Here is a 17,008-nt window from a genome sequence, read left to right as displayed (position 1 = left end):
CGATAACCACCCATCAGTTCGATAACCAAAGGTGACGAGGACGGCCCCATCGGGACCGGCATCCGGCAGCGGGCGTCTAAGGGAGCGTCACGTCCGCTCAGCGGGCGTCTTTCGCGACCGAGCCCGCAGAGGATGTCGGTCCCGACGGGCAAAACGCAACCACGGTCACGCACCAATCGGAACCGTACCAGTGCCTACTTAGCCCGCTTATAGAACGGCAGGGTGACAACTTCGAACGGCTCGGACTTGCCGCGCAAGTCCACGTCCAGGGCCGTGCCCGGTTCGGCGTGTTCGACGTCGACGTAGGCCAACGCTACGGGGTAGCCGAGGGTGGGGCTGGGCTGGCCGGAGGTGACTTCGCCGACAACTGCGCCGTCCTTGAGGACCGGGTAATGGCTGCGGCCGGCGCGGCGGCCCAAGCCCTTGAGGCCAACCAGCTTGCGGCCGCTGGTGGAACCGGCGCCCTCAGCCTTCAGGGCTTCCAGGGCAGCGCGGCCTACGAAGTCGCTTTCCTTGGCGAGCGAGACAACAGGGCCCAGGCCCGCCGAGAAGGGGTTGCCGTCGCGGGAGAGCTCGTTGCCGTACAGCGGCATCCCGGCTTCGAGGCGCAGGGAGTCGCGTGAGGCCAGGCCGGCGGGGATCAGCTCGCCGTCCTCGGCAACGTCCGCGATTGCTTGCCACAGGGTGGCAGCGGCGTCGTTGTCCACGAAGATTTCGAAGCCGTCCTCGCCCGTGTAACCGGTGCGGGCGAGCAGCAGATCCGTGGTGTTCCCGGCAAAGGTGAAGGGCACCTCAACGGCGGCGTAGTACTTGAGCCCGGTGACGCGGGAGTGCTGTTCGGCCGGGACCAAGCGGAGGAGGATTGCTTCCGCTTTGGGACCCTGGACGGCGATCAGCGAGGTTGCCGCGGAGGCGTCCTCGACGACGACGTCGAAGTTGGCTGCCCGCTGCGCCAGCGCCTCGGCGACAACCTTGGCGTTGCCGGCGTTCGGAACCACCAGGAACTTGGCGTCGCCGCGGCGGTACGTGATGAGGTCGTCGATGATGCCGCCGTCTTCCTGGCAGATCAGCGAGTACTTGGCCTTGCCAACCGACATGGCGGAGATCTTGCCCACCAAGGCGTAGTCCAGGAAAGCCGCGGCTTCCGGGCCGGTGACCCAGACTTCGCCCATGTGGGAAAGGTCGAACAAGCCGGCGGCGTTACGTACTGCGTGGTGCTCGGCGAGTTCCGAGTCGTATTTCAGGGGCATCTGCCAGCCACCGAAATCGGTGAAGGAAGCGCCGAGCTTCTTGTGCTCTTCGTAGAGCGCAGTGTAGTTCTCAGTCATCGTGAGGAGTCCTTTAGTTCTCGAAGGCTTCGATCGGAGGGCAGGAGCAGACCAGGTTGCGGTCGCCTGCGGCGCCGTCGATGCGGCCTACGGGCGGGAAGTACTTGTCCTGCTTGAGGTGGTGGACCGGGAAGACGGCCTGCTCGCGGGAGTACTCACGGTTCCAGTCCGAGGAGACGACGGCGGCCGCGGTGTGCGGTGCGTGGCGCAGCGGGCTGTTCTCCACCGCGAAGTCGCCGTGGGCAACCTGGTCGATTTCCTTGCGAATGGTGATCATGGCTTCGATGAAGCGGTCAATCTCCCCAAGGTCCTCGGACTCCGTGGGCTCCACCATCAGTGTGCCCGCTACCGGGAACGCCAGGGTCGGTGCGTGGAAACCGTAGTCGATGAGGCGCTTGGCCACATCCTCGGCGGTGACGCCTGTCTTGGCCGTCAGTTCGCGCAGGTCAAGGATGCACTCGTGGGCCACGAGTCCACCTTCACCGGTGTAGAGGACCGGGAAGTACTCGTTGAGGCGCGAAGCGATGTAGTTCGCAGCGAGCAGCGCGGACTTCGTGGCCTCGGTGAGGCCTTCGCCGCCCATGAGCTTCACGTAGGCCCAGGAAATCGGCAACACACCCGCGGAGCCGTAACGCGAAGCGGAAATCGCCACGCCATGACCGTCCTCATGGGCTGCCTTGTTGGCATCGCCCGGCATGAAGGGTGCGAGGTGTGCCTTGGCCGCGACCGGGCCGACGCCGGGTCCGCCGCCGCCGTGCGGGATGCAGAAGGTCTTGTGCAGGTTCAGGTGGGAGACGTCGCCGCCGAACTTGCCCGGCTGGGCCAGGCCAACCAGGGCGTTCAGGTTCGCGCCGTCAACGTACACCTGGCCGCCGGCCGCGTGCACCGAGTCGCAGATTTCGCGGACGTCGGCGTCGTACACGCCGTGCGTGGACGGGTAGGTGATCATGATCGCCGAAAGGACATCCTTGTTAGCGTCGATCTTGGCCTGCAGGTCCGCGTGGTCGATCGTGCCATCGGCAGCCGTGGCCACCACGACCACTTTCATGCCGGCCAGCACCGCCGAGGCTGCGTTGGTGCCGTGGGCCGAAGCCGGGATGAGGCAGACGTTGCGCTGCAGGTCCCCGCGGGAGTGGTGGTAGCCGCGGATGGCCAGCAGGCCCGCGAGTTCGCCCTGGGAACCGGCGTTGGGCTGGATGGAGACCTGGTCGTAACCGGTGATCTCCGTCAGGTCAGCTTCCAGATCTTCGATCAGTTCGCGCCAGCCCTCGGTCTGGGAATCCGGGGCGAAGGGGTGGATCGAGGCGAATTCCGGCCAGGAGATGGCTTCCATCTCGGCGGTGGCGTTCAGCTTCATGGTGCACGAACCCAGCGGGATCATGGTGCGGTCCAGCGCCAGGTCACGGTCCGACAGCTTGCGGATGTAGCGCAGCAGCTGGGTCTCGGATCGGTGCGTGTTGAACACCGGGTGCTGCAGGAAGTCCGAAGAACGCTCGACGGCGGCCTCCAGCGCGAAACCCTCACCGGACTCAAGTAGCTCAGCACCAAACACCGCGACGACACCAAAAGCATCAAGGACGCCGCCGACAATTTCCTTCGTAGTGGTCTCGTCAACGGAGACACCAACAGTGTCGGCGTCGATGCCGCGCAGGTTGATGCCCTTGGCCTCGGCGGCTGCAACGATCTCGGCAGCCTTGCCCGGGACCCGGACGGTGACGGTGTCGAAGAAGCTGCCGTGCAGGACCTCAAGGCCCGCGGCCTTGAGGGACGCTGCCAGGGTGCGGGCGTGGTTGTGGGCGGTCTCGGCAATCGCCTTCAGGCCGTCGGGGCCGTGGTAGACGGCGTACATCGAGGACACGATGGCCAACAGTGCCTGCGCGGTGCAGATGTTGGACGTCGCCTTCTCGCGGCGGATGTGCTGCTCACGGGTCTGCAGCGCCAGGCGGTAGGCGGGAGTGCCGGCGTCGTCCTTGGAAACGCCCACCAAGCGGCCCGGCATGGAACGCTCGAGGCCCTTCTGGACCGCCATGTACGCGGCGTGCGGGCCGCCGAAGAACAGCGGCACGCCGAAGCGCTGGGTGGAGCCGACCGCGATGTCGGCACCCTGCTCGCCCGGAGGCGTGATCAGGGTCAGGGCCAGGAGGTCCGCGGCGACGGTAACCAGGGCGCCGCGTTCCTTGGCGGCGGCAATCACGGCGGAGTGGTCGAACACCCGGCCCGAAACGCCCGGCTGCTGCAGCACGATGCCGTTGATGTCGCCCTCGGGCAGGCCCCGGGACAGGTCAGCGATCTCCACCTCAAAGCCCAGCGCCTCGGCGCGGCCCTTCACGATGGCAATCGTCTGCGGGAGGCAATCGGCGTCGAGCACGGTCTTGCCGTCGTGGGCGGTCTTGTTCTTGTTGGCGCGTCGCATCATGAGGACCGCTTCGGCGACGGCGGTGGCTTCGTCCAGGAGGGAAGCGTTGGCGATGGGCAGGCCCACGAGGTCCTGGACCATGGTCTGGAAGTTCAGCAGCGCCTCGAGGCGGCCTTGGGAAATTTCCGGCTGGTACGGGGTGTACGCCGTGTACCAGGCCGGGGATTCGAGGATGTTGCGGCGGATCACCGGCGGAGTGACAGTGTCGTAATAGCCTTGGCCGATCATCTGCACGGCCGTCTTGTTCTTGGCCGCCAGCTTGCGCAGCTCGGCCAGGACCTCGACCTCGCTGAGGGCGTTCTGGAGCGTCAATGCGACATCCTGGCGGATGTCATTGGGAACCGCGGTGTCTACGAGCGAATCGACACTGTCGTAGCCAACAGACTTGAGCATGATGTCAATGTCGGCCTGGCGCCGGGCGCCGATATGCCGGTCAACGAACGTAGTGGAGGTTGAACTAACCGTCACGAAGGAACTCCATTAATAAGGCGGCGTGGGTACGCCACAGCTAATCGGGTTCCTCCCCGCTCTGTATTGGACCTGAGAGTTTCCGCGAAACCGTGCTTGTGGCACTGTTCCGCTTGCACCGTCGGTGAGCACGCGTCAGCGCACTGCTTTCCAGAGTTGCCTTGCCGCGGCGGTGCGTGGGCCTGAGAGATTCCTGGGGAGGATTTGCTCCTACGGCGCCTGCATCACATGCCTGCAGGACTCTCCCGCCGCAGATCAAAGGCGTATTCAGTTGTATGAATCGGATTGTGGTTGCCGGTGACGGCTGCCACAACTCCCAATTGTCCTATGGACTGCCCGCGTCCGCAAATGTGGTCACCGAGCCGACTGACTTTCCCAGCTGACTCGCACTAGATGTCGTTTTGGAGCCTCTAAACGACAACAACTGCGAGCCAGTTGGGCCGCGCCATTAGGCACGGAGGCGGTCGACGGCGGCCAGCAGCGCACCGACGTCGGCGCTCCTCGCGCTGGCCTTGACTTCCGTATCGCCGGCACCGCCTTCGAGCATTGCGTTGAAGTAAAGTCCATCGCCCATGTACCGGACAGCTTTGGCCATCTCGGGCCCCACTTCCTCCGCGAGCACATCGAGCCATTGTTGCTGGATCCCCGCGAAGCGCCTTCGGGTTTCTTCATGGGCTACTTCCGCGAGCCGCGTGGCTGCCACGAACACCCGGTCCAAGGGGGTGTCCGCCCACAGGGAAGACTTGATGAAGAACGCGGCCGCACCTTCGGGGGCCGCCTTCATTGCCGCGATGTCCAGCGCAGCCAGCCCGTCCATGCGTTCGAGCAAGGAGCTGATCATGGCTTCTTTGTTGGGGAAATGGTAGAGCAAACCGCCCTTGGAAACGCCGGCGCGCTTGGCGACGGCATCCAGGGTGGCAGCCCGCTCCCCTACCTCGATCAGCAGGGCTTCAAAGGCATCCAGGACAGCGTCCCGGGCAATAGGTTTTCGCGGCATGGTGTCCATCATCCCTTAGTTCGATGCGGCAGGTCGTTGAGTCAGATTGAAACTATACCGTCCAGACGGTACAGTTATCTTCATGTTCACGCCGTCCACTACCCAGCACCCCCGTACCTCTTCGATCCAATCCGCCCCGTGGCGCGATTGGGCTGCCTTAGCACTCCTGATGTTCCCGGTGCTGCTGGTGGCTGTGGACAATACGGCGCTGACGTTTGCCCTGCCGGAAATCGCCCGGTCGCTGGAAGTCGGGGGCGTGCAGCTGCTGTGGGTCGTGGATGCCTATCCGCTGGTGCTCGCAGCGCTTTTGGTGTCCATGGGAAACCTGGGAGACAGGATCGGCCGCCGCCGCTTGCTGTTGATCGGCAGCACAGGCTTCGCCGCGGTTTCCGCGGCCACCGCGTTCGCGCCGTCGGCTGAGTGGCTCATTGCCGGACGCGCCAGCATGGGCATCTTCGGAGCCATGCTCATGCCGTCCACGCTGTCCTTGATCCGCAACATCTTCCCGGACCCGAACCGCCGCCGGCTCGCCGTGGCCGTGTGGGCAGCGGGATTCTCCGGCGGCGCCGCGCTCGGGCCGATCTTCGGTGGTTGGCTCGTGGAGCATTTCTGGTGGGGAGCCGTGTTCCTGGTTGCCGTGCCACTTTTGCTGCCGCTGCTCGCCTTCGGCCCCTTCCTCATCCCCGAGTCCAAGGACCGCAATCCGGGAAAGCCCGACCTTCCCAGCGTCGTGCTCTCCATCTTCACCATGGCCCCGGTGGTTTATGGCATCAAGGAGGCCGCCGTGCACGGTTTTGGCCCCGGACCCGCGGCATTCATGGCGTTCGGCCTGGCCATGGGAATTGTCTTCGTCCGCAGGCAGCGCTCATTGGCATCGCCTATGTTGGACGTTCGGCTTTTCCGGAACAAGGTCTTCAGCACGGCCATCACGGCCAACGTCTTGTCCTTGTTCTCCATGACCGGCTTCATCTACTTCTTCGCGCAGCACTTGCAGCTCGTGGAAGGCCAATCCCCCATGCAGGCGGGGATCGCGATGGTTCCGGCACTGCTGGCCACCATCGTGGCGGGCCTGGTGGTGGTTCCGCTGGTCAAGCGGATCCGCCCGGGCCTGGTGGTGGCATCGGGCCTGGCACTGAGCGCAGTGGGATACCTGGTGGCCGCCCTGGGCAACCACAGCCAGGGGCCAGGGTACCTTTTGACGGCACTCCTGCTGCTGGCCATCGGGGTCGGCTCAGCGGAGACCATCTCCAATGACCTGATCCTCGGCGCGGTTCCCGCCGATAAAGCGGGTGCTGCATCGGCGATCTCCGAAACGGGTTACGAACTCGGATCACTGCTGGGCACAGCCGTGCTTGGCTCCATCCTGACCGCGTCCTACCAACACCACTTGTTGCTTCCTGGCGAATTGTCCGGCCACGCGGCCGAACGCTCGAGGGAGACGCTCGCCGGAGCCGTGGACGCGGCGGCCACGCTGCCCCAACCATTGGGCGATGCCCTCACCGCGGCGGCACGTGCCGCCTTTGAATCGGGGGTCCACATCACAGCGGCGATCGGGCTCGTCCTGATGGCGGGAGCGGCAGTCCTTGCCGCCGTCGTGCTCCGCCGCGTGCCGACCGCAAAGTAGGCGGAGGCTAGACGGCCCGGTTCAACGCAGCATCAGGCGAGCTGAAACTCCGGGTGATTCCGCCCAGGGTGGCGGTGGCGAGGGTGGAGAGGTAGTCGTGCCGGCGTCGGGCGGTAATGCGCGATTGGGGCTCGAAGGATTGCCCGGGATCGTCCGCGTAATGCGCGGACAGCCCGTCGCGCATGAGGCGGATACCCTCGGCGCGCTGTTGGGAGACCGCGGCGTGGGTGGACCCGAGTTCCTCGGCGAGTTCCTTGACGGTCCGCCCGCCGAAGTAGATCTCCTCGACGACGTAACGCATCTTCTCCGGCAGGGCCTCGACGGCGGCGCGAAGGTACTTGAGTCGCTCATCAGCAAGGACCGAATGCTCCGGGGAGATGGTCTCCGCCGCGACGGTGTCCACGACGACGTCGTCCAGCGGCGACAGGGTCCGCGCGGCATCGGCCAGGGCGGCTTCCACCACGCTTCGTTCGACACCCAGGGCCGATGCGGTCTCGGCGACCGAAGGCGTGCGGCCAAGGACCCCGGAGAGCGTCTCCTGGACCGACATGGTTTCCTTGATGCGTTTGCGCGCTGACCGGGTGGCCCAGTCGCTGGCCCGCATCTCGTCCGCGAAGGCTCCGACGATCCGGCGGCGCGCAAACGCGCCGAAGGGGACTCCGAGGTTCGGATCGAAGGAATCGGCAGACGTTATCAACGCCACGGACCCCACCGACGCGAAATCGTCGCGCGACAAATGAGAAGCTCTCGCGCAGAGCTCCGACACCAAATAGCCAACGAGCGGCAAATGCTGCAGCACCAACTCGTTGCGTTCTTCGCGATTCAAAATTAGTCCCCCCATGAGACCTGTTTATTGAGTTGCCAAGCCTGGTTCCAGGGGCTTCATGGGCAAGCTGCTGAGACGGTGCAACGTGCCGAAGATTACATGGAACAGACATGTATTCAGTGAACATACCATCTGGAAAATAACAATGCGTGTACGCTCATGAAAAAGATAGAAAAACAGGACTCGGAACCATGTTCCGAGTCCAAACCGGGGAATGGGGAACCGTGGGGGCGGATGAGCTTTCGGCGACGCTGTGGCGTGAGCGGAGACAGCTGGAACTGCTGTTGTACCGGCTTGAAACACAGCTGCTGCACGTTCGGGCAGGCAACTGGCATTGGTTGAAGTTCGCTGCCGCTGACGTGGAAAAGGTCCTGGAAAACCTTCGTTTCGACACGCTTGCCCGGAACATCGAATCGTCGGCCGTGGCTATTGAATGGCGGCTGTCGGCCAACGCCACGCTGCCGATGATCGCTTCAGTGGCCCCGCCCGGTGTCTGGCCGGAACTGCTGCAAGAACACCACCGTGAGCTGGTCCTGGTGCTCAAGCAAGTCGAAACAACCGCGGCGGCCAACGTCGAGGCTCTCCAGATGGGGCTGCAAGGGGCCGGGAACCCGCCGCTTGGCTCCGTTCAGCCTGGCGACGCAGCCCCGGCAGCGCCGGGAGCGGTCGCGTGTGCGGACACGGTGGATGACGTGATGCTGCTTGCGGAAAACGCCAATATCGAACGGGCCCTGGCCGTGACCAGGGATTGCTCGCTGCCGCTCCTCAGGGAGTTCCTGGGGCTGGAGTAGTACCCGGCCTAGTCCTTGCCCGGTTTCCGGACAGGCGGACGCAGCCCGGCGACGAGCTCCTCGGCTTCGGGGCCGGCCTGGGCAGCAGCGAGGTTGGCAGCGGCGATCGCCTCGACCACTTCGCGACGCTGGATGGACACCCCTCGGGGTGCCTCGATCCCGATCCGCACGCCGTCGCCGCGGCCTTCCATGACGGTGATGACAATGTCCTCACCAATCATGATCTGTTCGCCCGGCTTGCGTGTCAGTACCAGCATGCTCTCAATCTACCTTTCCGAGCACGGCAACGCGGGCGGGCTTGCCGTCCACCCACCCGATGGGGAGACCCAGCCCGTTGACCGTCTCGGGACTTCCGGTCTCCGACGCGCCGAAAACAGCAAGGGCGTCAACCGTGACTCCCTCGGCGGCAAGGGCTGCGGAGAGCGCCCGGACCCAGGCCGCCGTGTCTTCAGCCTTCCGCCCGGCGTCAACAACCAGCCACAACTGGTCTGCGGCGAGCGCCGCGATGTCCGCCGCATGCGTCACGGTTTCGCCCTGCCGGCCGAGACCGTACGCCACCAGCACGGTTTGGCCGGTGAGCACCGCTTGGGCGCGCGCCGCCGTCGCGCCCTGGCGCCCCGCCACGTGGAGGTGCCCGAAAGCTGTCAACGCTCCGGCTGTCCGGACGTCGGAACCGCCCTCGGCGATGGACACTTCCAGCGCTGGTCCCAACGCGTCGTCGCCGAGGCCAAGCAGGATGATCAGGTTGCCGCTGCCGGTAAGCGGCACGGGTACGGCCACAGGAACGAGGTGCCCGACGGCGGCCGCCGGCAACGCGGTCGGCAACCCTTGCGGTCCGCAAACCGGCGCCTGGAACTCCTTTCCTAACTGCTCCAACATCCCGGCAAAATCCGGGGAGGCCGTTGAAACGGCTGCCTCGGGCCGGTGCAGGTCCATCTCGGCCGCGTCGGCTTGCTCCAGGAGCGCGGCGATCGCGGGCCCCTGCAACGCATGCGCCTCCCCGCCCGCAGGGCCCTCCCCGCCCGCAGGGCCCTCCCAACTAACTCGCAGTTGTTGTCGTTCTGGGCCGTCAGAACGACAACTATTGCTAGCTAGTTGGGATGAACCCGCTGCCGGAACTTCGATCGTGGCCTCGTAGCGATTGGCCGCGAAGAGCCCTGCGATTCCGGGGTTGGTGACCTTCTCGGCGGCGACGATCCGAGCCCCGGGCCCGTACTGCTGCTCGGCTTTTTGGCGGATGGCGTCCAGGGATGCGCCCTTAAGCTTGTATTGCTTCGGCATGGCGGACCACCCCCACGGTTTCGATCTGGATGTTTGCGGACGTCACTTCGCGGTAGGACAACACGGGAACACCGCCGTCGGGAGCTGCCACGAGCCGCCGGACGGCGGGCCGCAGCGCCGGGGCGCACACCAGGACAGCTTGCCGTCCGGCATTTGCCGCGGCCTCCACCGAAGACTGCACAGAGGCCAGGACGGCATCCAGCCGGGCTTGGCTCATCACGATCTGGGTACCCCCTTCGGCCGGACGCATGTCCTCAAGCATGGACTGCTCCAGGAGCGGATCGATCATGATGACATTGAGCACCGTGCCGTCCAGGAACTTGGCCGCGAGCGCCGGGCCGAGGGATTGCCGGGCGGTTTCGACCAGGGCCTCGGGCTCGGTGGAAACCTTGGCACGGAGGGCAAGGGCCTCGTAAATGCGCGGAAGATCGTTGATGGGGACCTGTTCTTCGAGGAGGCCCTGCAGCACCCGCTGCACCTCCGCCAGGGACATCAGTCCCGGAATGAGCTCCTCGACGGCGGCCGGGCTCTGCTTGCGCACGCCTTCCGTCAGCACCCTGACGTCCTCGCGGGTCAGGAGCCTTGCGGCGTTGGCGGACACGATCGACGACAAATGGGTCACCAGCACGGAAACCCGGTCGATCACCGTTGCTCCGGTCATTTCCGCACTGTGGCGCATCTCGGTGGGAATCCACTTGCCGGCCAGCCCGAAGACAGGTTCCACGGTGGAGGTACCCGGCAAGGCGTCAAGGTAATCGCCGAGGGCCAGCAACTTGCCCGACGGCGCCGTGCCGCGTCCCGCTTCCACTCCGGCAATGCGGATGGCATAGGTGGACGGCGGCAGCTCGACGTTGTCGCGCGTGCGGACGGGTGGAATCACGATCCCCAACTCCATGGCGATCTTGTGGCGCAAGGAACGGACGCGGGCCAGGAGGTCGTCCGAGGCGCCGGAGACCATGTCAACAAGGTCCGGAGCCAGCAGGATCTCGACCGGGTGGACACGCATGTCCTGCATGAGCCGCTCGTTGGGGTCTTCTTCGGAGCTTAAGGTGGCCGCTTCCTTGGCGTCCTCCGCCTCGTTGTGCTTCTTCTGCTGCGCCTCGAGGCGCCTCGAGCCGAACAGCAGTGCAGCGCCCACCAGCAGGAAGGGCACGACTGGCATGCCGGGGATGAGCGCCATGGCGACGGCGGCCAGCCCCGCGATGAGCAAGGCGTTGGGCGACTGCATAAGCTGCGAGGAGGCCGTGCGGCCCATGTCTTCCTCGGCATTGGACCGGGTGACGATCATGCCCGTGGACACGGCCATGAGGAGGGCCGGAATCTGGGTGACCAGCCCGTCGCCCATGGTCAAGAGGCCGTAGGAATTCAGCGCGTCGCCGACATTCATGCCGCGCTGCAGCACGCCGATGGCAATGCCACCGACAAAGTTGATGATGATAATGATGATGCCCGCGATCGCATCGCCCTTGACGAATTTCGAGGCACCGTCCATCGCGCCGTAGAAGTCGGCCTCGGCGGAAACCTCGGCACGGCGTTTGCGGGCCTGGGCGTCAGTGATAAGGCCGGCGTTGAGGTCCGCGTCGATGGCCATCTGCTTGCCGGGCATTGCGTCGAGGGTGAACCTGGCTCCCACCTCGGCCACGCGCTCGGCGCCCTTGGTGACCACGACGAACTGGATGACCACCAGGATCAGGAACACCACGGCGCCGATGATCATGGAGCCGCCCACGGTGACCTTGCCGAAAGCGTCGATCACTTGCCCGGCGAATCCTTGTCCCAGCACCAGCCGGGTGGACGCGACGTTGAGCCCCAGCCGGAACAGCGTGGCCACGAGCAGCAACGACGGGAAGACGGAGAAGTCCAAGGGCTTCTTGACGAACATGCTCGTGAGCAGGATCAACAAGGCGAGCAGGATGTTGCAGACGATCAGGAAGTCCAGCAGCGGCGCGGGTACCGGAACAACTAGGAGCAGTACGATGCCCACGATTCCCACCGGCACGGTGAGCCTGGCGAATCTGTTCATGGCTGTGTCCTTTCTTGCGGCAAACGGTGCATTCCGCGTGCCGCTCCCCTGGCCTTGAGTGACATGACGAACGCCAGGACTCCCGCCACGGCCCGGTACAGCTCCACGGGGATTTCCTGGCCCAGCTCGCAGGCCGAGTGCAGTGCCCTCGCCAGCGGGATCTCTTGGACCATCGGAACCGATGTCGCCTCCGCCTCTTCCCTGATGCGGGCAGCGATCACCCCCGCTCCCTTGGCCACGACGCGCGGTGCCGCTTTGCCGGCGTCGTACTTCAGCGCGACGGCGACGTGCGTCGGGTTGACGATCACGACGTCGGCGTCCGCGATCGCGCTGATCATGCGGTTCCGGCTCATGCTCAATTGGCGCGAACGCCGCTGGGACTTGATCAGGGGATCGCCGTCGCTGTTCTTGTTTTCGTCCTTGATTTCTTTCTTGGACATGCGCGTCTTCTTGCGGTTGCGGCGCATGACCACGAAGATGTCCGCGGCAGCTAGGACCAGGCCCGCCAGCACGGCGAACTGGATCAACGAACCGATGCCCCCGACTGCTGCCGAAAGGATGCCGGACACCGGCAGTCCCCCGGCAGTGAGCAGCACCGGGATGAGCCCCTGCACAACGGCGTAAAGGACAAGTCCGACGACGGCGGTCTTGAGGAGCGCTTTCAGGCCGCCCCACAGTGCCTGGGTGCCGAAGATCCGCTTGAGGCCACTGAGGAGGTTGAAGTGCTCGAACTCGGCGCGGAACTTCTTGAAGTGGATGCCGCCCTGCAACGCGGATCCGGCGAGCACCACCACCATGACCACCCCGAACAGGGGCCCCAGCACTTGGGCCAGGGAACCGAACCCGGCGTCGAGCGCCGCGACGGCTTTGCCGGGCTCGGGGTTCGCGATGACTCCGCGGACGGTGAACAGTTGGTCAGCCGCAGCGTTGGAGGCACGCTCGATGGTGGACGGAATCATGGCCGCGGCGGATCCGACGGCGAGCCAGGCGGTGAGGTCCTGCGAGCGGGAAAGCTGCCCTTTGGACCGGACTTCCCGCATCCGTTTGTCCGTGGCTTGCTCGGTTTTCTCTTGTGAATCCGACATCAGCCCACCCCCATCAGTGTGTTCGCCGCTTGCTCGGCGAGCATGGCAACGAGGCGCGGCAGTGCCAGGAACAGGAACCCTGCAAGCCCGAGGGTGATGAGGACCTTGAGCGGGAAGCCCAGGGCAAAAGCATTCAGGGCGGGCGCTACACGGGTGAGGAGCCCCAGCCCGATATCGGCGAGTACCAACACCACAAGGAGCGGCCCGGCGATTTGCACCGCGGAGAGGAACATCCCGGTGACAGCCGAAATCATCGCGTGCACCGGCTGTGCCAAATCCAGTCCTCCAGCCAGCGGCAAGGCCGTGAAACTCCCGGTCAAGCCGCCGATCACCAGCTGGTAGCCGTCCGAGGCGAAAAGCAGGGCCAGGGCGGCCATCTGCATCAACCGGGTGAATTGGGCCCCGTTGATCATCATCTGGGGATCGAAGCCCTGGGCCATCTGGAAGCCGCTGAAGAGGTCTATCAGGCTGCCGGCCGATTGGATGGCCGCGAAGACGAGCAGAACGAGGAAGCCAAGGACCAACCCGGTCACGAGCTCAAGGACCGCGGCCGTGATGAAGCCGGCGGTGTCCTTGGAGGTGTAGCCGGCGGAGAGACGTTGGGAAACGGCCAGCCCCAATCCGATGCCGAGCATCCCTTTGATCCGCAGCGGAATAGTTTGGTGCGAGAAGGGCGGGGCCACCACCAGGAACGCCGTCATCCGGACGGAGGCCAACAAGAGGACCTCAAGCCAGGACTGGTTGAAGGGCAGCTCCACTTCACGCTCCGCCGATCAGCGCGGGTATCCGGGCAAAGAGCTCGTTGGTGAAGGAGACGGCCTCGGTGATCATCCAGTGCCCGCACACCACCAGGGCCACGGCCACGGCGACTGCCTTGGGCACGAAGGAGAGAGTGGCTTCCTGAAGCTGGGTGATGGATTGCAGGAGGGAAATCGCGAGGCCCACCACTAGCGCGGTCACCAAGGCGGGCGCGGCCAGCTTGGCCGCAAGAATCAGGGCCTGGAGGCAAATGTCCAGGACTGCGTTGGTATCCATCAGCCGCTCGAATAGCTCTGGATCAGGGCGGTGATCACCAATCCCCAGCCGTCCACCAGGATGAACAGCAGGATTTTGAAGGGCAACGAGATCATCACCGGCGGAAGCATCATCATGCCCATGGACATCAGCGCGGCCGAGACCACCAGGTCGATCACCAGGAACGGGATGAAAATGACGAAACCGATGATGAACGCTGCCCTGAGCTCGGAGATCATGAACGCGGGGATAAGGGTTTGTAGCGGGACCGATTGCGGGTTGGCCGGGTTATCCAGTTTGGCCGCCCGGGTCATGAGGGCAATGTCTTCTTGGCGGGTGTGGGCCACCATGAAGTGCTGGAGCGGCGCGGACCCCGCCGAAACGGCTCCGTTGAAGTCCAGTGTCCCGTTCAGGTAGGGCTGGATGCCGACGTTGTTGATCTCCGAGATCACGGGCCACATCACGAACAGGGACAGGAAGAGCGCCAGTCCGGCCAGCACTTGGTTGGGCGGGATGGACGGGAGGGACAAGGCGTTGCGGGTCATCGCCAGCACCACGAAGATCTTGGTGAACGAGGTCATCATGAGCAGCAGGGCAGGCGCGACCGAGAGCAGTGTGATCCCGATCAGGGTCACCACCGCTGTGGATGGCTTTCCATCGAGGCCGTTGATATTGATGCTGACGTTGCCGTTCGACGGCTGCGCCGGCGCGGTGGGAACCGCGGGCGCGGTGGGTGGCGTCGGGCTGACCGGTGCCGCATGTCCAATTGACGCGCCCAGCCACAGGAAGAGGGCTGTCAGCACCAGGACACAGAGCACCGCGGGAAGTGTCCTGCGCACGGCCAGCAATATCCTGCCGGTGCGTGGGGCACCGGCAGGCCCAAGAGTCAGGATCAATTCCGGCGTCCCCTGATGGCCTCGGCGGCCTGCCGCCAGGTGGAACCGGCAAGGATGGAGCCGTGCATGGGCTGTGTTTTGTCCGGTTCGCTGCGGCGGTGGATCTCGCTGCGGCGCGTGAGTGCGCTGCCTTGAAATGCAGCGGCTTGAAATGCACCGGCTTGGGGCCCGTTGTCCGCACGTGCCGCGCTACCGGCGTCGCGGAAGATGTCGGCAAAGCTCTCGGGTGCGGGAGCGGTCTCCGGAACCTCCACGGGGACGTCGCTGCTGTGCAGGACGTTGACCGCGTGCTCGGTGACACCCAAAAGGAAACGCTTGTCGCCGGCGTCGACCACCACTACGGAGGCCTTCTGTCCGACACTCTGCCGGCTGACCACCGTCAGCGTGGTGTTGGCCCGGCGTCGGCCCTTGGCCTTTCCTTTGAGAAGGCGGCGCTGCAGGACCCAAATGAACCCCAGCACCGCACCCAAGGCCACGAGCACGCGCAGCCCGAGGATGAGCGAATCCATCTAGTAGATTCCCTCGGCGACGTCCAGGATGCGGGTAATGCGCACGGCATAGTCCTGGTCCACGACGACCACTTCACCGTGGGCAATCAGCCGTCCGTTGAGGAGGACGTCCGCGGGTGCGCCGGCCGAGCGGTCCAGTTCGATCACTTTGCCCGGTTCCAGGGCGAGGGCGTCGCGCACGGACATACGGGTGCGGCCGATTTCCACGGTGAGGGCCATTTCGACGTTGCTGATCAGTCCGAGGCGTGACGAAACGGCACCCACCTGGGCGTTCCGTGCGGCGGCCGCGTCCTGGACGGTCCCGTGTTCGCGGACCCGCACGGCGAACCAGCCGAATGCCTGCCCGCCGTCGGACGCGGGAGATTGACGCAATTCAAAAACAGCGGTTTCGGAGTCGGACAGCAGTCCGGTGGCGTCTTCTTCACGCAACTCCCCCAGCACGCCGGCGTCGAACGCGTCAGCCGCGTGTTCAATCGCGGGGCGCAGTACGTCAACGACGGACACGACTCCGCCGGAGACGACGCCGTTCAACCCGCCGGCAGCGGCAAGGAAGGAACGGTCGGTGAGGATGAGTGCGAAGTCCGCGGTCACGGCGCCGACGAAAGTGGCAGTGATCGCGAGGGGTGCATATGGCGCAGCGGCTTGGGGCGGGACAATCCCGGAGACGCGCAGCGTTGCAAGGGTCGGCAGCTGCATCGCCAAACGCTCGGCCGCGGACTCGTGCAGGGTCAGGGTGATGCTCATCGCTGGTTCTCCTCGATTGTGACGATGACGGCGGCTGCACGGGAGCCGTTGCGGGCCGGTGCTGCGGTGGCCAGGCGGGTGCCGTTGATGGCGACGTCGAACGGCCGGTTCTCCAGGTGCGGCAGCGGAATGACATCCCCGACGGCGAGGCCCAGGATCTGCGCGGGCGTCACCGGGGTGGGGCTCAACTGGATGGCGACGTCCACCGGCACCTGGGTGACCTGGGCGCGGACAAGCGCCTCGGCGTCGCGGCTGTGGACAGTGGGATTCACGTCGCCAAGCCCGGAAAGGAGGATGTCGGCGGGAATCGCGAGGCTGGCTGCGGCAAGGCTTTCGCCCACCTTCACGGTGAAGGAGGCCACGATCATGAGCTCTGCCGGAGCCGCGGCTTGGGCGAACTGGGAGTTGTACTGGATAACGTCCATGCGCACAGGGGTGGTCAGCAGGGCGCCAAGGGAATAGCTCAGGTCCTCGAGTCCGTCTTCCACCATGCGGCTGATGAGGGACTGCTCGATCTGGGTGAACTTACGATCCGGGACCGCCGTCTCGCTGGCCCCGCCCAGCATGCGGGTGACCCAGGACAATGCCGCCGTGGCAGGAAACTGCATGACCAGCCGCGATTCGCTGCCCTCAATGCGGCACAGCACCATCGCCGTGACCGAAGGGAGGGATGCGGCGTATTCGTCGTAGCTCTGCATGATGAGCTGTTCAAGGGTCGCGGTGGACTTCACGCGGACCTTGGCCGTCAGCTGCGTTCCCCATTGGCGGGCGAACGTCTCGAAGGCGACTTCCAGGACGCGGCTGTGCTGTCGCGGCAAGGTGGTGGGCCTGCGGAAGTCATAGACGTCCACGGTGCGCTGCCGTCCCGCCGATTGATCTTCCTGTTCACTCACGGTTGCCACTATCGGCAAGGAAGGTGCAGGGGTAAGGGACTATTTATCAGAGCCTTTCCGCGTGATGGCATGTCGGATAGGCTAAGTGTGTTGCCCTGGACCCTGGCAGCGCC

The 17,008-nt window shown here is 65.1% G+C and carries 16 protein-coding genes and 2 riboswitches; of the genes, 2 read left to right on the top strand and 14 right to left on the bottom strand.

Annotated features, from left to right (window positions below):
* Positions 1 to 194: 194 nt before the first annotated feature.
* The 3 genes from gcvT to QRN51_RS09310 all read right to left on the bottom strand — a co-directional run bounded on the left by gcvT (position 195) and on the right by QRN51_RS09310 (position 5,209).
* Positions 195 to 1,328 (bottom strand): glycine cleavage system aminomethyltransferase GcvT, encoded by a 1,134-nt coding sequence (gcvT, locus tag QRN51_RS09320; RefSeq protein WP_284989606.1) that lies wholly within the window; start codon positions 1,326 to 1,328, stop codon positions 195 to 197.
* 13 nt (positions 1,329 to 1,341) lie between these two features.
* Positions 1,342 to 4,212, bottom strand: a complete 2,871-nt coding sequence (gene gcvP, locus QRN51_RS09315) for an aminomethyl-transferring glycine dehydrogenase (RefSeq protein WP_284989605.1) — start codon at positions 4,210 to 4,212, stop codon at positions 1,342 to 1,344.
* A gap of 51 nt (positions 4,213 to 4,263) precedes the next feature.
* A riboswitch (glycine riboswitch) is annotated at positions 4,264 to 4,371 on the bottom strand.
* 1 nt (position 4,372) lies between these two features.
* Positions 4,373 to 4,470, bottom strand: a riboswitch (glycine riboswitch).
* Positions 4,471 to 4,660: 190 nt separating this feature from the next.
* Positions 4,661 to 5,209, bottom strand: coding sequence for a TetR/AcrR family transcriptional regulator (locus QRN51_RS09310; RefSeq protein ID WP_284989604.1), 549 nt, complete (start codon positions 5,207 to 5,209; stop codon positions 4,661 to 4,663).
* 82 nt (positions 5,210 to 5,291) lie between these two features.
* On the opposite strand from QRN51_RS09310, the gene QRN51_RS09305 reads away from it, so the two are divergent.
* The gene (locus QRN51_RS09305) at positions 5,292 to 6,833 is read left to right on the top strand and encodes an MFS transporter (protein ID WP_284989603.1); all 1,542 of its coding nucleotides are present in this window, start codon (positions 5,292 to 5,294) and stop codon (positions 6,831 to 6,833) included.
* 7 nt (positions 6,834 to 6,840) lie between these two features.
* Here QRN51_RS09305 and QRN51_RS09300 read toward each other — a convergent pair whose 3' ends face one another.
* Positions 6,841 to 7,674 (bottom strand): sigma-70 family RNA polymerase sigma factor, encoded by an 834-nt coding sequence (locus QRN51_RS09300; protein WP_284989602.1) that lies wholly within the window; start codon positions 7,672 to 7,674, stop codon positions 6,841 to 6,843.
* 176 nt (positions 7,675 to 7,850) lie between these two features.
* Here QRN51_RS09300 and QRN51_RS09295 point away from each other — a divergent pair, with 176 nt between their 5' ends.
* A complete protein-coding gene (locus QRN51_RS09295; protein ID WP_284989601.1) occupies positions 7,851 to 8,450 on the top strand; it encodes a hypothetical protein in 600 nt (199 codons plus the stop codon).
* An 8-nt stretch (positions 8,451 to 8,458) separates the two neighbouring features.
* On the opposite strand, the gene QRN51_RS09290 is transcribed toward QRN51_RS09295, so the two are convergent.
* From QRN51_RS09290 to QRN51_RS09245, 10 genes are read right to left on the bottom strand one after another with little or no spacing between them, the layout of a single operon-like run.
* A complete protein-coding gene (locus QRN51_RS09290) occupies positions 8,459 to 8,707 on the bottom strand; it encodes a carbon storage regulator (RefSeq protein ID WP_284989600.1) in 249 nt (82 codons plus the stop codon).
* Positions 8,708 to 8,711: 4 nt separating this feature from the next.
* Positions 8,712 to 9,731: a hypothetical protein gene (locus QRN51_RS09285; protein WP_284989599.1), complete on the bottom strand. Its 1,020-nt coding sequence runs from the start codon at positions 9,729 to 9,731 to the stop codon at positions 8,712 to 8,714.
* Complete coding sequence (locus QRN51_RS09280; RefSeq protein WP_284989598.1) at positions 9,709 to 11,754, bottom strand: flagellar biosynthesis protein FlhA; 2,046 nt, start codon at positions 11,752 to 11,754, stop codon at positions 9,709 to 9,711. The genes QRN51_RS09285 and QRN51_RS09280 overlap by 23 nt, the downstream gene beginning before the upstream one ends.
* The gene (locus QRN51_RS09275; protein ID WP_284989597.1) at positions 11,751 to 12,839 is read right to left on the bottom strand and encodes an EscU/YscU/HrcU family type III secretion system export apparatus switch protein; all 1,089 of its coding nucleotides are present in this window, start codon (positions 12,837 to 12,839) and stop codon (positions 11,751 to 11,753) included. Before QRN51_RS09275 ends, QRN51_RS09280 begins: the two co-directional genes overlap by 4 nt.
* On the bottom strand, positions 12,839 to 13,597 hold the full coding sequence (locus QRN51_RS09270) for a flagellar biosynthetic protein FliR (RefSeq protein ID WP_284989596.1): 759 nt from the start codon (positions 13,595 to 13,597) through the stop codon (positions 12,839 to 12,841). The genes QRN51_RS09275 and QRN51_RS09270 overlap by 1 nt, the downstream gene beginning before the upstream one ends.
* Before the next feature lies 1 nt (position 13,598).
* A complete protein-coding gene (gene fliQ, locus QRN51_RS09265) occupies positions 13,599 to 13,874 on the bottom strand; it encodes a flagellar biosynthesis protein FliQ (RefSeq protein WP_059388219.1) in 276 nt (91 codons plus the stop codon).
* Positions 13,874 to 14,701, bottom strand: a complete 828-nt coding sequence (gene fliP, locus QRN51_RS09260; RefSeq protein WP_370872227.1) for a flagellar type III secretion system pore protein FliP — start codon at positions 14,699 to 14,701, stop codon at positions 13,874 to 13,876. The genes fliQ and fliP overlap by 1 nt, the downstream gene beginning before the upstream one ends.
* Positions 14,702 to 14,745: 44 nt before the next feature.
* Complete coding sequence (fliO, locus tag QRN51_RS09255) at positions 14,746 to 15,258, bottom strand: flagellar biosynthetic protein FliO (RefSeq protein ID WP_284989594.1); 513 nt, start codon at positions 15,256 to 15,258, stop codon at positions 14,746 to 14,748.
* A complete protein-coding gene (fliN, locus tag QRN51_RS09250) occupies positions 15,259 to 16,002 on the bottom strand; it encodes a flagellar motor switch protein FliN (protein ID WP_284989593.1) in 744 nt (247 codons plus the stop codon).
* The gene (locus QRN51_RS09245; RefSeq protein ID WP_284989592.1) at positions 15,999 to 16,895 is read right to left on the bottom strand and encodes a flagellar motor switch protein FliM; all 897 of its coding nucleotides are present in this window, start codon (positions 16,893 to 16,895) and stop codon (positions 15,999 to 16,001) included. Before QRN51_RS09245 ends, fliN begins: the two co-directional genes overlap by 4 nt.
* Positions 16,896 to 17,008 lie beyond the last annotated feature (113 nt).

The organism is Arthrobacter sp. efr-133-TYG-120, from assembly GCF_030209785.1.
In the GTDB taxonomy this organism is placed as follows: Bacteria; Actinomycetota; Actinomycetes; order Actinomycetales; family Micrococcaceae; genus Arthrobacter.
Note: the sequence above shows the minus strand (reverse complement) of the source record. Positions and strands in the feature narration are given on the sequence as shown.